12 protein-coding genes are annotated in these 14,176 nt (G+C 36.7%); 7 read left to right on the top strand and 5 right to left on the bottom strand.

The features are described 5' to 3' along the window. Nucleotides 1-53 precede the first annotated feature (53 nt). The gene (locus EOJ36_RS04520; RefSeq protein WP_127802842.1) at nt 54-443 is read left to right on the top strand and encodes an endonuclease domain-containing protein; all 390 of its coding nucleotides are present in this window, start codon (nt 54-56) and stop codon (nt 441-443) included. 154 nt (nt 444-597) lie between these two features. Here the strand turns inward: EOJ36_RS04520 and EOJ36_RS04515 are convergent, their stop codons facing one another. Beyond that, nucleotides 598-1,437 carry a GSCFA domain-containing protein gene (locus EOJ36_RS04515; protein ID WP_127802841.1) on the bottom strand — a complete coding sequence of 280 codons (840 nt, stop codon included), beginning with the start codon at nt 1,435-1,437 and terminating at the stop codon, nt 598-600. Continuing rightward, nucleotides 1,437-3,197 (bottom strand): DUF885 domain-containing protein, encoded by a 1,761-nt coding sequence (locus tag EOJ36_RS04510; RefSeq protein WP_127802840.1) that lies wholly within the window; start codon nt 3,195-3,197, stop codon nt 1,437-1,439. Before EOJ36_RS04510 ends, EOJ36_RS04515 begins: the two co-directional genes overlap by 1 nt. 83 nt (nt 3,198-3,280) lie before the next feature. On the opposite strand from EOJ36_RS04510, the gene EOJ36_RS04505 reads away from it, so the two are divergent. Further along, nucleotides 3,281-5,929 (top strand): MGH1-like glycoside hydrolase domain-containing protein, encoded by a 2,649-nt coding sequence (locus EOJ36_RS04505; RefSeq protein WP_127803428.1) that lies wholly within the window; start codon nt 3,281-3,283, stop codon nt 5,927-5,929. Next, nucleotides 5,910-6,383: a RidA family protein gene (locus EOJ36_RS04500; RefSeq protein WP_127802839.1), complete on the top strand. Its 474-nt coding sequence runs from the start codon at nt 5,910-5,912 to the stop codon at nt 6,381-6,383. Before EOJ36_RS04505 ends, EOJ36_RS04500 begins: the two co-directional genes overlap by 20 nt. 31 nt (nt 6,384-6,414) lie before the next feature. Here the strand turns inward: EOJ36_RS04500 and EOJ36_RS04495 are convergent, their stop codons facing one another. The 3 genes from EOJ36_RS04495 to EOJ36_RS04485 all read right to left on the bottom strand — a co-directional run bounded on the left by EOJ36_RS04495 (nt 6,415) and on the right by EOJ36_RS04485 (nt 9,470). Then, on the bottom strand, nt 6,415-7,665 hold the full coding sequence (locus EOJ36_RS04495; RefSeq protein ID WP_127802838.1) for a sulfate adenylyltransferase subunit 1: 1,251 nt from the start codon (nt 7,663-7,665) through the stop codon (nt 6,415-6,417). 11 nt (nt 7,666-7,676) lie between these two features. After that, a complete protein-coding gene (cysD, locus tag EOJ36_RS04490) occupies nt 7,677-8,591 on the bottom strand; it encodes a sulfate adenylyltransferase subunit CysD (RefSeq protein ID WP_238944404.1) in 915 nt (304 codons plus the stop codon). A 186-nt stretch (nt 8,592-8,777) separates the two neighbouring features. After that, nucleotides 8,778-9,470: a phosphoadenylyl-sulfate reductase gene (locus EOJ36_RS04485; RefSeq protein ID WP_127802836.1), complete on the bottom strand. Its 693-nt coding sequence runs from the start codon at nt 9,468-9,470 to the stop codon at nt 8,778-8,780. 122 nt (nt 9,471-9,592) lie between these two features. On the opposite strand from EOJ36_RS04485, the gene EOJ36_RS04480 reads away from it, so the two are divergent. The 4 genes from EOJ36_RS04480 (at nt 9,593) to EOJ36_RS04465 (ending at nt 14,155) form a co-directional block, all read left to right on the top strand. After that, nucleotides 9,593-10,294 (top strand): AlbA family DNA-binding domain-containing protein, encoded by a 702-nt coding sequence (locus EOJ36_RS04480; RefSeq protein ID WP_127802835.1) that lies wholly within the window; start codon nt 9,593-9,595, stop codon nt 10,292-10,294. Beyond that, entirely contained in the window at nt 10,291-11,670 is a 1,380-nt protein-coding gene (locus EOJ36_RS04475) for a monooxygenase (RefSeq protein WP_127802834.1), read from the top strand. Before EOJ36_RS04480 ends, EOJ36_RS04475 begins: the two co-directional genes overlap by 4 nt. A gap of 132 nt (nt 11,671-11,802) precedes the next feature. Beyond that, nucleotides 11,803-13,764: a KUP/HAK/KT family potassium transporter gene (locus EOJ36_RS04470; protein ID WP_127802833.1), complete on the top strand. Its 1,962-nt coding sequence runs from the start codon at nt 11,803-11,805 to the stop codon at nt 13,762-13,764. Nucleotide 13,765: 1 nt separating this feature from the next. Then, nucleotides 13,766-14,155 (top strand): HIT family protein, encoded by a 390-nt coding sequence (locus EOJ36_RS04465; RefSeq protein ID WP_127802832.1) that lies wholly within the window; start codon nt 13,766-13,768, stop codon nt 14,153-14,155. The last annotated feature ends 21 nt before the right edge of the window (nt 14,156-14,176 follow it).

Here is a 14,176-nt window from a genome sequence, read left to right as displayed (position 1 = left end):
TTCTTGAAGTTGTTTGGGTGTATTTTTATGGGACGGTTTAACCACTACATAAAATGGAATATCACAATTTGATTTATCTAAAGAAATTAAGAAGGACTTTAAGAAAATGCCAAACTGATGCTGAACAAATACTTTGGGATGAGATTCGTAATCGAAAATTATTAGGCAAGAAGTTTAGGAGGCAACATAGTTTTTCAAACTATATTTTTGATTTTTATTGCGCTGAGAAACAGTTAGTGATTGAGGTGGACGGTTCAATTCATTTGCTTCCTGAACAAAAGAGATACGATAAAGAGCGCGAAAGTATTCTACACGGATATGGATTCAATGTCTTGAGATTTTCGAATTGGAGGGTATTTAATGAATTGGAAAGTGTTTTAAATAAAATTTGTGCGGTTTTGACCTCCCCCCAGCCCCCTCCTTCTATAGGAGGGGGAGTTTGATTTTCTTTTTTTAGATATTTTGCATCACTAATTAGGACTCTCCTTTTAAAGGAGGAGGTAGGTATATTGTATTTTAAATTAAAATTTTTCATAAAAAAAGCCCCCTCCTTAAGAAGGAGGGGGTTGGGGGAGGTCAAAGATGGGTTTAGGGAGGTCAAATGTGACCCTTTCGCTTTTCCAATTTTTCTGAATCTTTTGAAGAAATTAGTAATTCCTCCCCAAACAAACTCTCTTTCATTTTCTCATACACAAACTCTTCTGCAATTTCATTGGGATGGATGAGGTCTTTTTTGAAATACCGATAATCTCTTAATTCATCTAAAATATACTCGTAGGCTGGGAAATACTGCGTATTTTTAGTGCTTTGGAGGATTTCGTGTATGGCCAAACGAAGGGTGGATTTAGAAATTTGATTGTTTTGAATTCCGTCTTTCGTGTGGCGAACAGGCGATAATGTAAATAGTATGTTCAAGCTGGGATTTTTTGCCATAAGTTCATTCGAAAATGAAATCCAAGGAGAAACAATTTCTTCCAATTTACTCAGTTTCTTCTCAAAACGTTGACCTGGTTGTTTGTGACAATTGGCCACATTGAGTTGAAACTCCTTATCGAAATAATAAAAGGCAGTGCCAAAGGTGATGATTAACCAATCTGAATTTTGCAGTTGTTTTTGGACATTTTCATGTGCAATTTTTAATTTTTCAATCAATTTTTGAGCAGTGGGACTCGCAAATTTGGAATGAAAGTGTGGATGGACAAAAAGCCCATCTCTACGATAAATCTGCGTTTTTTCAATGGAAAGGTCTTGTAGAAGTCGTAGGATGGACAAGGGGTGAAAAAGTGTTCCAAAGGGTTGAGAAATTACCTCTAATGGTAATTTACTCAGCTTTTCGCCCATTGTCTCAGCAAAACAAGAACCCAGGGAAATGATTTTTTGCCCTGGGTTGATGGTTTGTTCAAAATGTAATTCTTCTACTGGAGTAAAAAATTCCATTATTTTTTCAACATTTTTCTTTCTAACACATCTAAAGGCAAATTTCCATCCTCCAAAACCTCATCATGGAACTTAGAAATATTGAATTCTTTCCCTTTTTCTTGAGCTAATTTGTTTCTGATTTCTCTAATTTTCAAAGCTCCAATTTTGTAGCTCAAAGCTTGGGCTGGAATGGCCATATATCTTTCAATCTCCGCAGTTGCACCTTCTTCTGAAATTTGTTCATTGTCCATCATGAATTTGATGGCTTGTTCTCTGGTCATATTTTTTGAGTGCATCCCAGCATCTACTACCAAGCGTATGGCACGATGAATTTCATCACCAAGTGCACCCATGTATTGGTAAGGATCTTTGTAAAGACCCAATTCTTTTCCTAAGCTTTCTGTATAAAGGGCCCAACCTTCTGCATAGGCAGAATTTCCTCCAAAACGTCTAAATTTCGGTAAATCTTTGTTCTCTTGTTGTAAAGCAATTTGGTAGTGGTGTCCAGGAATGGCTTCATGCAAAAACAAGCTTTCCATGCCAGATGTGGTGGTAAATTTAGTTGCATCTAATATAGGAACATAAAAAATTCCAGGTCGATTGCTCTCCAAATTTCCTTGAAAATACTCTGCGCTGGCGCTGGCAGCCCTGAATGCCTCGGTTTGTCTGATCTCAAAAGGTGTTTTTGGCGTTTTACCAAACATTTTACTCAGTTGAGGTTTCATTCGCTCATGAATATTGTGAAAGGCAGCCAAAACATCTTTTGGAGTTTTATATGGCATAAATTGAGGGTCATTTTTTAAAAAATCAAAAAAAGCCTTCAAATCACCTTTAAATCCTACGGCATTTTTTGTATTTTCCATTTCTGATCGAATGCGTTTTACTTCAGCAAGTCCCGTTTCATAAATTTTTTCTGCGGGTTGGTCGGTTGTGGTTAATACCTTGATCAAATATTGATAATATGCTTTTCCGTTTGGAATACTTCCAATACCAGATGTGCTTCTTGCTTTGGGTAAATATTCTGTTTCAAGAAAAGTTGCTAAACGTTTATATGACGGTAGGACTTCAGTCGTCAAAATGTTCGTATATTCTTTGGTAAATTTTTCTTTATCAGCTGAACTGAATTCTTTTGGAAATTGCTTCAAGGGTCCATAGAATGTACTTTCTTTGAGGTCTTTTACATCAAAAGCTTTCAATTGGCTAATTACCTTTACCACCAATGCTTTTGGTAAAACAACATTCTCTTGGATTCCTCTTTTGAAATAAACCTGTGCACTGTCTAAATAAGCTGCACCTTTGTGTAATCTGGCTTCCCAATTTTGATAATCTTTTACATTTGCAAACGGCTGCATCACAGAACCGCTTCCTAGTTGTGCAAATGTTAAATGGAACCCATAAAACTGGTTCAAGGGCATTAGGTTGTCCTTAAATTGTAATCCTTCCTTTCCTAAGTCTAATTCTCTTTTTAAAATATCAAAGGAAATTTGATCATTGTCATTCAACTCGTCTCGGTTGAAGGATTTTAATTTTTCTTCGTATTTGTTTAAAAAATCAGCAAATTTTGCTCTTTGGCCATCTGTAAAGTCGATTGTCAATTGGTCATTGTAACGATTGTCGCCATTAAATGTTGCCGAAATAGGACTTAAAACAAGTTGGTCTTCGTAATAAGTATCCAACATTTTATTAAAATCTGCATTTGGATTTTCAGAAGATTTTTTGTCTGAGCAACTTGAAAAAATACAAATTGCTACGATTAAGGTAAATAGGTGTTTTGTCATAAAGTGTATTTGTAATAATTAAGATGCAATTTAAGGGAAATATCCATATTTTTGTTTTTTGGAAAATTGATTTTATATACTCTATGGTGGATATTGGTGCTGAGCGTGCTAGGTTAAAAACAAGAAACGATAATAAAGGTTGGAAAAAATGGGGTCCTTATTTGACTGAACGTCAATGGGGTACTGTTCGTGAAGATTATTCTGCTGAAGGAAATGCTTGGAATACCATTTCACACGATATGGCTCGTTCTAAAGCCTATCGTTGGGGTGAAGAGGGTATAGGAGGTATTTCAGACAATAAGCAGCATATTTGTTTTGCCTTTTCTTTTTGGAATCATCGGGACCATATTTTAAAGGAAAGGTTCTTTGGCCTGACAGGAAATGAGTCGAACCACGGGGAGGATGTAAAGGAATTGTACTATTATGAGGATTCTACGCCGACGCACTCCTACATGCGGATGTTGTACAAATATCCTCATCAAACTTTTCCATACCAAAAACTTATCGACGAAAGCAAAAAACGTAGCCGATTAGAGCCTGAATATGAATTGCTAGATACTGGAATCTTTGATAGAGATGAGTATTTTGATATTTTCATGGAATATGCCAAATCGGATGAACAAGATATTTGTATAAAAGTAACTGTTACAAATAAGTCGAAAGCCGCTGCTCCTGTCACGGTTTTGCCGACCATTTGGTTTAGAAATACTTGGTGTTGGGGATACGAAAATTATTCCTATAAACCTATGCTTACAGGGGTAGGTCACTCTTTTATCGAAATTGATCATAAGATTGTTGGCCGTTTCAAATTGTATGCAGAAAATGCAGACGAATTGATTTTTTGCGATAACGAAACAAATTTCGAACGACTTTATTCTGCTCCCAAATATGCTCAATACACGAAAGATGGTATCAACGACTATATTGTAAACAAGCAAAAAGACGCAGTTAATCCCAATCACATAGGAACAAAAGCATCTTTTAAGTTTTCAGATAAATTACAAGGGGGCGAAACCAAGGTTTATAAACTTCGCCTAAGTGCAAAAAGTTTAAAAACTCCATTTGCAGATTTTGAAGAGGTTTTTTCAGATAGAATTAAAGAAGCAGATGCATTTTATGATGATTTGCATGCCTCGTTAAAGGATTTCAAACTCAGAGATTTGCAGCGTCAGGCTTATGCCGGTATGCTTTGGACCAAGCAATGGTATTATTATAATGTACATGAGTGGTTGAAGGGGGATCCATCGATGCCTAAACCGCATCCTGCTCGTAAGCATGGTAGAAATAATTCATGGCGACATTTATACGCTGCCAATATTCTTTCCATGCCCGACAAATGGGAGTATCCATGGTTTGCGGCCTGGGATTTAGCATTTCATACGATACCATTGGCAAGATTGGATCCTGATTTTGCAAAAAGACAATTGGCGGTGGTTTTGCGTGAATATTACATGCATCCCAATGGCCAAATTCCAGCTTACGAATGGTCATTTTCAGATGTGAATCCACCTGTGCATGCCTGGGCAACTTGGAAGGTTTATGAAATTGATAAAAAAATTAATGAAAAAGGAGATATCGATTTCTTAGAAAGAATTTTTCACAAATTGTTATTGAATTTCACCTGGTGGGTGAATTTAAAAGACGAAGGTGGAAATAATATTTTTGGTGGAGGCTTTCTTGGGATGGACAATATTGGGGTGTTCGACCGTTCGGCTGAATTACCTACTGGTGGACATTTAGAACAAGCTGACGGAACAGGTTGGATGGCCATGTATAGCCTGAATATGCTTCGAATTGCCTGCGAAATTGCTATTGATAAACCTGTTTATCAAGATATGGCCTCCAAGTTTTTTGAGCATTTCTTACACATTGCTGGTGCAATGCAAGCCATTGGTGGAGATAAATTGAATCTTTGGGATGAAGATGATCAGTTTTATTATGATATGTTGCATCGAGAAGATGGGCAAGCAGAATTATTAAAAGTCCGGTCGATGGTGGGATTAATTCCATTGTTCGCAGTGGAAGTTTTGACTCCTGAATTGTTGGAAAAATTACCTCAATTTAAGCGCAGAGTTGAATGGGTGTTAAACAATCGCCCAGATTTGGCAGGCCTGATTTCTCGCTGGTACGAACCAGGAAAAGGGGAGAGTAGGTTGTTGTCCATTTTACGTGGCCATCGTATGAAAATGATTTTGAAGCGAATGTTTGATGAGGAAGAGTTTTTGTCGGACTTCGGTATTCGAACTTTGTCTAAATACCATAAAGAAAACCCATACAAGTTTGAATTAGAAGGAGGTACTATTCAAGTTGAATACAATCCTGCTGAATCAACGGGTGATATGTTTGGGGGAAATTCAAATTGGCGAGGACCCATTTGGTTTCCAATGAATTTCTTGTTAATTGACTCATTGCGTAAGTTTTCAGCTTATTATGGTTCAGATTATGAAGTGGAATTTCCAACCAATTCCGGGCAAATGATTAACATAAAGGATGCCGCCTCAGAGGTTTCTAAGCGATTATTGGCCTTGTTTCAGCAAGGAAAAGATGGTAAATTTCCAATGTATGGCGAATATGATAAGATTCAAAATGATGAAGAATTTCATAAGCATCATTTGTTTTTTGAGTATTTTGATGGCGATACGGGCAAAGGCTTAGGAGCAAATCATCAAACAGGTTGGACAGGTTTAATATCAGAAATAATACATCAATTATATGGAACAAAAGAGTCCTGAGGCGAATTTCGCCTCCTTGGGTTTGGAATTACCTCCAGCCCCCAAACCTTTGGGAGTTTATAAGCCCGGATTAAAGGTGGATCATTTTTATTATGTTTCAGGTCATGGCCCTGTTCAAACCAATGGAAAGTTAATCATTGGAAGAATTGGACAAGATTTGGACATGGAGCAAGGTAAATTAGCAGCTCAACAAGTTGGTTTGACTATTTTAGCCACTTTGAAAGCTCAATTGGGTAGTTTGAACAAAATCAAGCGCGTGATTAAGGTTTTGGGAATGGTGAATGGAACAAGTGATTTTGAAAGACATCCTTATGTGATTAATGGTTGTAGTGAACTTTTTGCCAAAGTTTGGGGAGAAGAAAACGGGATTGGGGTACGAAGTGCTGTGGGTATGGGAACGCTTCCAGATAATATACCTGTGGAGATTGAAGTAATATTTGAATTAGCTAATTAAAAAAGGGCTTCAATTTTGAAGCCCTTTTTTATTAATTTAAAAATCCAACTCCGACGGTTGAATTGCTGAATTCATCTATTAATATGAAGGATCCATTTGCAGGATTTTTTTCATAGGCGTCTGCCATAACTGGCTGTGCAGTGCGCAATGAAATGCTGCCAATTTCATTTAGTTTCAGTGATTGAATATCTGTTTCAACGGTTTGGTTGATAACGTCTAATCGGGATTCAATTTGACTGATTTTGGCTTTTCCTAAATGAACTCCATGTTGTAATAAATAAGTTTTTCCTGGTACTAAAGCTTGTTGATCTAACCAACAAATTTTTGCAGAAAATTCTTTCATTTGAGGTGCATCCAAATCATTTGCTAAAACTAAGGTATTGCCACGAGAAATATCGACATCTGTTGCTAAACTGATAACAACCGATTCACCGGCATCCGCCTTTTCTAATTTATCTTGGAATTTTTCGATGCTTGAAATGGTGCTTTCTTGTCCGGTTGGCAATACTCTAATTTTATCTCCCACCTTAAAAGTGCCTGATGCAATTTTCCCTGCATATCCTCTGTAATCGTGAAATTCCTCAGTTTTTGGACGAATTACCCATTGAACCTGAAATCTGGATTCTGCTTGTGATAATTGATTTGCAAATTCATAAGCTTCTAATTCGTTCAACAAACTTTCACCTGTATACCAGTTCATTTGATCTGATTTTTTTGTGATGTTTTGTCCAAATAAAGAAGATATTGGAAGGTAAGAAATTTCTTGTCCCTCAAATTGTGTGTTGGAAATCAAAGGTTTTAAGCTTTCAATGATTTCATTAAAACGAGCTTCGCTGTATTGCACCAAATCCATTTTGTTGATACACACAACAACTTTTGGAATTCTCAATAAGGATGCGATGGAAAGATGTCGAGCGGTTTGTTCAACTACCCCTTGACGCGCATCAATTAAAATCAAAGATACATTTGCTGTAGAGGCCCCTGTAACCATGTTTCTAGTGTATTCAACGTGTCCGGGAGTATCCGCAATTATGTATTTACGGTTGGGAGTTGAAAAATAAATATGAGCAACGTCGATAGTGATTCCTTGTTCTCTTTCCGCAATTAGTCCATCTGTTAAAAGGGAAAGATCTAAAAAGTCTAAACCTTTTCTTTTAGAGGCCGATTCTAATGCTTCGATTTTATCTTTTGTGATGGATTGAGTTTCATATAAAAGGCGACCAATTAAAGTGCTTTTCCCATCATCTACAGATCCAGCTGTTGCAATTCTTAAAATATCCATTGTGTTGTCGCTTAAAAATACCCTTGTTGTTTTCTTTTTTCCATGGCTGCTTCAGAGCGTTTATCATCAATTCTGGCTCCCCTCTCTGAAATCTCTGCTGCCAAAATCTCTTCAATGATGGTGTCTAAATCGGCTGCCTCAGAAGAAACTGCTGCAGTACAAGTCATATCACCCACTGTTCTGAAACGCACAGTTGTTTCAAAAGGAATTTCTTCTGCGTCTTTGTTTAAAAATTCTGAGTCTGCCCAAAGCATTCCGTCGCGTTCAATTACTTCTCGTTTATGAGCAAAGTATATGCTTGGGATTTCCATTTTTTCTTCTTTGATGTAATTCCAAACATCCAATTCTGTCCAATTGGAAATTGGGAAAACACGAACGTTTTCTCCAACAGCAATGCGACCATTTAACATATCGAACAATTCCGGTCTTTGTCTTTTAGCATCCCATTGCCCAAAATCATCACGAACAGAGAAGATTCTTTCTTTGGCTCTTGCTTTTTCTTCATCTCTTCTTGCGCCACCGATACATGCATCAAATTTGAATTCTTCAATAGTGTCTAACAGTGTTACAGTTTGTAAAACATTACGAGAAGCATATTTACCTGTTTCCTCTTTCGCTTTACCTTGATCTATAGAATCTTGAACATAGCGTACAATTAAATCAGCTCCGGTTTCTTTTGCCAACCAATCTCTGAACTCGATGGTTTCAGGGAAGTTGTGACCTGTATCGATATGCACCAAAGGGAACGGTATTTTTCCCGGATAAAAGGCTTTTTGAGCTAATCTTACTAATGTAATGGAGTCTTTCCCGCCAGAAAATAAAAGAGCGGGTCTTTCAAATTGGGCAGCCACTTCTCTCATGATATAGATGGATTCATCCTCTAATCTTCTTGGAAATTGCCCGATTTTGTCGTTAATGTTTGACATTTTACTTGTTTTATTCGTCATATATCCCGGAGCTATCGCACCGGGTTATTGTAGTCAACCCTTTCAGGGTTTGTTGTTTTATTCGTCATATATCCCGGAGCTATCGCACCGGGTTAAGCAAGTTAAGCCCTACGGGCTTGAAATATTCCACTTTCCACTTTCCACTTTTCACTTTCCACTTTTCACTTATTTGTGTAACCCACATTCCTTTTGAGACTCCTCCCACCACCATCTACCAGCGCGAGGATGTTCTCCCTCGGTAATGGCTCTTGTACAAGGTGCACATCCAATGGAAATGAATCCTTTTTTGTGTAGAGGGTTTTGCGGAATTTTATTTATATTTAGATAGTTTTCTAATTGTATAAATGTCCAATCGATCAAAGGATTGAATTTTACTAAATCTCTGCTTTCGTCTACTTCAAACATCGGCATTTGGCTTCTGTTTTCCGATTGTTCAGCTCTTAAACCGGTAATCCAAATTTTCACACCCTTTAAGGCTCTGTTTAAAGGTTCAATTTTACGTATTCCACAGCACTCTTTTCTGTTTTCAATGGAATAGTAAAATGAGTTAAATCCTTTTTCCTTAACCAGGCTTTCCACTGCTTCTGTTTTTGGAAAAAATGTTTCTAAATTAAGTTGGTATTTCTTGGTGGTTAAGTCAATCAATTCATAGCTCTCTTGAAATTGTCGACCAGTGTCTAAAGTGAAAATTCTATACCCCAATTTTTGAGTTGAAATGGCATGAGTTATGGCTTGATCTTCCTGCCCTAAAGAGGTGGAAAATGCAATTTCACTAGCTTGGGCAAGATTTGCAATTTGTGCTAATCTGTCCTCTAAACTTAGTTTTTGTAGCTCTTTTTCTAATTTCTGCCAGTTCATCTGCATTAAATTTTTACAAAAATACACAATGTCTATTGAATTACTATACTTTTAATTTAAAATTTTGAAATATGTTAATTTGAAAAAGGAATTTTGTAACTTCAACTATCAATGTTTTCTGTATGCAATCTGGATTTGAAACTCTTTTTCTGGATGATCAAAATGAGGAGTCCGCTCCCTATGAAATGCTTACTTTGCGGGACCTGAAACAACTCGTAAAAAAAGGTGAAGGTTATCAATTGGAATTTAAGATGAAGGTGAAATTTCCCGAAAAAATAGTTCGTGAAATGGTTGCATTTGCTAATTCAAATGGTGGTACTTTATTGCTAGGCGTAGGCGATTTAGGCGAAATTGCCGGACTTCAATTTCCAGATGAAGATCAATTTGTAATGGATCAGGCCATTGAAAAGTTTTGTTTTCCGGCTTTTTCATTCGTTTCATACAAAATCACCTTAAATGAGCAAAGGGCCATTCTTGTATATCAAGTTTTTCCAAGTTTAGAAAAGCCTCATTTTGTACAATTGCCAGAGGATGAGCATCCTAAATGTTTTGTTCGAAACAAGGATAAAAGTATTCAGGCAACCAAAGAAATGAAACAAATTCTACGCCGCTGGGATGAAGATGGGATTCAATTTACCTATGGAGAGGCCGAAAAATTGCTAATCACTTACCTTCAAAAGAATCAAAAAATAACCCTGAAAGAGTTTGAAAAACTTGCAAATTTGCCAACTTGGCTTGCTTCTAGGAAATTAGTCTTGTTGGTTTTGACGAACGTGTTGCATATTACACCTGAAGAAAATTTTGATACCTATTCCCTCAAATGAAAAATCCACTAATTAAAATCCTATTTTTATTTCAGCTAATTTTTGTTTTCTCCTGCTCTCGGCCAAGTGAAACAACTTTAAATCCAGCACCCATTGAGCCCAAGGCATCTTTTGCAATCATTCAAGAACAGATTTTAACCCCAACTTGTGCGACCTCAGGTTGTCATCTTTCTTCTGCAGATGCTAGTTATCTTCAGCATGGTTTAGTATTAGCTTCTTCCTCTCTAAGTTATGCTAATTTGATAGACAAACAGCCTAAAAATTTAAACGCATTAAATCAAAAATTGCTTTTAGTAAGCAAGTCAAATCTTAATTCAAGTTTTTTATACCATAAATTAAATTGGGATAATGCGCATCACGCTGGAATAGATTATGGTGCGTCAATGCCTTTGGGAGGGAAACCTCTAACGATAGGACAATTGGAATTTGTCAAGCGATGGATTGAGGCCGGTGCTCCTGAAAAGGGTTCTGTAGTTGATGAGGCTGTATTAAGTAATTCAACAACACATTATATTCCAGATGCGAATTTTGTTCCATTGGAAACCCCGCAAAAAGAAGGGAAGACTGGCTATCAATTGTCGATTCCAAAGTTTCCCATTCAAGCAAATTTTGAACGAGAATTATTCGTTCGATTACCCTTGGGGAATACACAACCAGTGTATATAAACCGGATAAAATTGAAATCAAGGTCCAATAGCCATCACTTAGTATTATATGATTTTAAAAATAAGCTCCTTGCACCTGCTTTGAATGAAATTCGAGATTTGCGAAATTCCGACAATAGTCTGAATGTTTTAACTTATTTGCAATTGGCAAATCATGTTTTTTTAGGTGGGGGCACAGATCCCAATTCCGATTATACTTTTCCGGAAGGTACTGCCTTAGAAATGCCTGTTCAGGCTAGTATAGATGTAAATCCACATTATTTTAATAGAACCACAGAAATTGCCTATGGCGAAAATTATGTGAATCTATATTCTATCCCTGCAGCTGAGGTTAAAAATATTGTTAAAATGATTGATTTTAATAACACGAATTTTGGCTTGCCTGCTAATAAAACAACTGTAATTACTACTGATTTTACCTTTGGGAAAAAAGTGGCCATCGTGGCATTAACCTCCCATTTTCACGAATGGGGAAAGAAATTTCAAATTAAAATTAAGGGAGGGGCGCGTGATGGCGAAGTTATTTATGAAAATACGGATTGGCAACATCCCAAAGTTATTAATTTCACAAAGCCAATTGAACTTGCTGCAAATGAGGGTTTAAGCTCTGTAGTAACTTATGAAAATAATACGAATCATTTAATTACTTTTGGTTTTACTTCCCAAGATGAAATGAATATAATCTTTGGTTATTATTATGAATTGAAGTAATAAAAAATTCTCTATATTTGTCCACTTTTCTTGGAATTGTTCAAGAAAACGCTTTGAAATAGTACAATTTATTTGAATAATTGCATTTTTAACATATACTCTATCGAAGATATTTTTACCCCATAATTTCTAATGGACCATAAACATAAAAGCCACGCCTCTGCTGCGGGAGTTTTAATTGCCTTAGGTATCATTTACGGTGATATTGGTACCTCCCCACTTTACGTTATGCAGGCGATCATTGGTAATGCTCCCATTTCACAAGAAACAGTGTTAGGTGGATTGTCATGTATCTTTTGGACATTGACCCTACAAACCACCTTAAAGTACGTAATCCTCATATTAAGAGCTGATAATAGAGGTGAGGGAGGAATTTTTGCCCTTTTTGCGTTGGTACGCCGACATGCAAAATGGTTAACGCTACCAGCTATCATTGGTGGTGCCACTCTTTTGGCAGATGGAATCATAACTCCTCCTATTTCCGTAGCATCCGCTATAGAAGGTTTAAAAATGCTTAAACTGAAAAATGGAAATCCGATGGTGACCGATACTGTACCCATCGTAATGATTATTCTGACTGTTTTATTTATCATTCAAATTTTTGGAACAAAAATAGTTGGTCGTTTCTTTGGACCCGTTATGACCATTTGGTTTGGTATGTTGGGTTTAACTGGTATTCTTTGGATTAACAACGATTGGAGTATTTTAAGAGCAATTTCTCCAGTCTATGCCTTTAATTTATTGACCACACATCAGGCAGGAAGTGCAGGATTTTGGACCTTAGGTGCCGTTTTTCTTTGTACAACAGGAGCCGAGGCCTTGTATTCTGATTTAGGTCATTGTGGAAAAGAAAACATCAGAATTTCATGGGTTTTTGTAAAAATAATGCTGATTTTACAATATTTTGGACAAGGTGCTTGGTTGATACACCACGAAGGAATGTTGTTGGCTGGTAGAAAACCGATTTTTGAAATCATTCCGCGCGAATTCTTGTTTTCGGGAATTATGGTAGCAACCGCCGCGGCAATCATTGCCTCCCAAGCTTTAATTTCGGGTTCATTTACCTTAATTTCTGAGGCTATTCGCTTGAATTTTTGGCCAAAAGTTCGCTTAGTTTATCCATCAAATCAGAAGGGTCAATTGTATGTGCCTTCGGTTAATATTTTCTTGTGGATGGGTTGTATGGGTGTAGTGATGTATTTTAAGGAATCGTCTAACATGGAAGCCGCCTATGGTTTAGCTATTACCTTGACCATGTTAATGACAACCACTTTAATGGCTTATTATTTACATATTAAGAAAATTGACCATTGGTTAATTTTGATTTTCTTCATTGTTTATGTGGCTTTGGAGGGTTCATTTTTGGTTGCCAACTTACAGAAATTCTGGCATGGGGGTTATGTGTCGCTTTTTATTGCGGGCATAATTATTTTCGTTATGTATGTTTGGTTCCGTGCAACTAGAATTAAAAAAGTTTTGACCGAATATGAAAAATTATCTGATTACGTAGAACCTTTGAAGGAATTGAGCAAGGATGAAACGATACCCAAATATGCATCGCACCTAGTATTTATGTCGAATGCCGGGAAAATGGGAGATATCGAATCTAAAATCATTTATTCTATTTTCCAAAGAAGACCCAAGCGTGCAGATATTTATTGGTTCGTTCATGTGGATACCATGGATGATCCGTATACAATGGATTACAAAGTGACGGTTATTGAGCCAGATGATATCATTAAAATTAACTTCAAATTAGGTTTTAGAGTTGAACAAAGAATTAATTTGTACTTCCGAAAAGTTGTAGAGGACATGGTGGCAAGGGGAGAAGTAGATATTACTTCCCAGTATAAATCTTTGAACGAACAAAATGTTATTGGTGATTTTAGATTTGTAGTTTTGGAGAAATTCTTATCGTATGATAATGAAATGCCTCTTTTTGATCGATTGATTATGAAGGCTTACTTCTTTATGAAACAGTTTACAAATTCAGAAGATAAGTGGTTTGGATTAGATAGTGATGCTGTTAAGGTAGAAAAAGTACCTTTAATTATCCGTCCAGTCTCAAAATGTAACCTAAAGCGTATCGAATAATATGAGCTCAATCTTTACAAAAATCGTAAACGGAGAAATTCCTTGTCATAAAATTGCGGAGGACGATCGTTTTTTGGCATTCTTAGATGTGATGCCTTTAGTAGAAGGTCATACATTGGTAATTCCAAAACAAGAAGTGGATTATATTTTCGATTTAGAGCCAGATGTTCTTGCCGATTTGATGAAATTTGCTCAATCTGTTGCCCCTGCCATCAAAAAAGCAATTCCTTGTAAGAGATTAGGTGTAACCGTTATCGGACTTGAAGTTCCTCATGCTCACATACATTTAGTACCTATGAATGTCATGTCTGATATGAATTTCAGCAATCCAAAGCTTAGACCAAGTCAAGAGGAATTGGCTATTACAGCGGAGAAAATTAGGAGGAGTTGAGAATTGAAAGTTGAAAGTTGA

Origin of the sequence: Sandaracinomonas limnophila (assembly GCF_004005965.1) — a bacterium.
In the GTDB taxonomy this organism is placed as follows: Bacteria; Bacteroidota; Bacteroidia; order Cytophagales; family Spirosomataceae; genus Sandaracinomonas; species Sandaracinomonas limnophila.
The sequence above is the reverse complement of the archived record's forward strand: the minus strand, read 5'-3'. Positions and strand labels throughout refer to the sequence as shown.

Coding starts and splice junctions, on each gene's coding strand:
- EOJ36_RS04505 (WP_127803428.1), top strand. CDS start 3,281: ATGGTGGATATTGGTGCTGAGCGTGCTAGGTTAAAAACAAGAAACGAT.
- EOJ36_RS04495 (WP_127802838.1), bottom strand. CDS start 7,665: ATGGATATTTTAAGAATTGCAACAGCTGGATCTGTAGATGATGGGAAA.
- EOJ36_RS04475 (WP_127802834.1), top strand. CDS start 10,291: ATGAAAAATCCACTAATTAAAATCCTATTTTTATTTCAGCTAATTTTT.
- EOJ36_RS04515 (WP_127802841.1), bottom strand. CDS start 1,437: ATGGAATTTTTTACTCCAGTAGAAGAATTACATTTTGAACAAACCATC.
- cysD (WP_238944404.1), bottom strand. CDS start 8,591: ATGTCAAACATTAACGACAAAATCGGGCAATTTCCAAGAAGATTAGAG.
- EOJ36_RS04510 (WP_127802840.1), bottom strand. CDS start 3,197: ATGACAAAACACCTATTTACCTTAATCGTAGCAATTTGTATTTTTTCA.
- EOJ36_RS04485 (WP_127802836.1), bottom strand. CDS start 9,470: ATGAACTGGCAGAAATTAGAAAAAGAGCTACAAAAACTAAGTTTAGAG.
- EOJ36_RS04480 (WP_127802835.1), top strand. CDS start 9,593: ATGCAATCTGGATTTGAAACTCTTTTTCTGGATGATCAAAATGAGGAG.
- EOJ36_RS04520 (WP_127802842.1), top strand. CDS start 54: ATGGAATATCACAATTTGATTTATCTAAAGAAATTAAGAAGGACTTTA.
- EOJ36_RS04500 (WP_127802839.1), top strand. CDS start 5,910: ATGGAACAAAAGAGTCCTGAGGCGAATTTCGCCTCCTTGGGTTTGGAA.
- EOJ36_RS04470 (WP_127802833.1), top strand. CDS start 11,803: ATGGACCATAAACATAAAAGCCACGCCTCTGCTGCGGGAGTTTTAATT.
- EOJ36_RS04465 (WP_127802832.1), top strand. CDS start 13,766: ATGAGCTCAATCTTTACAAAAATCGTAAACGGAGAAATTCCTTGTCAT.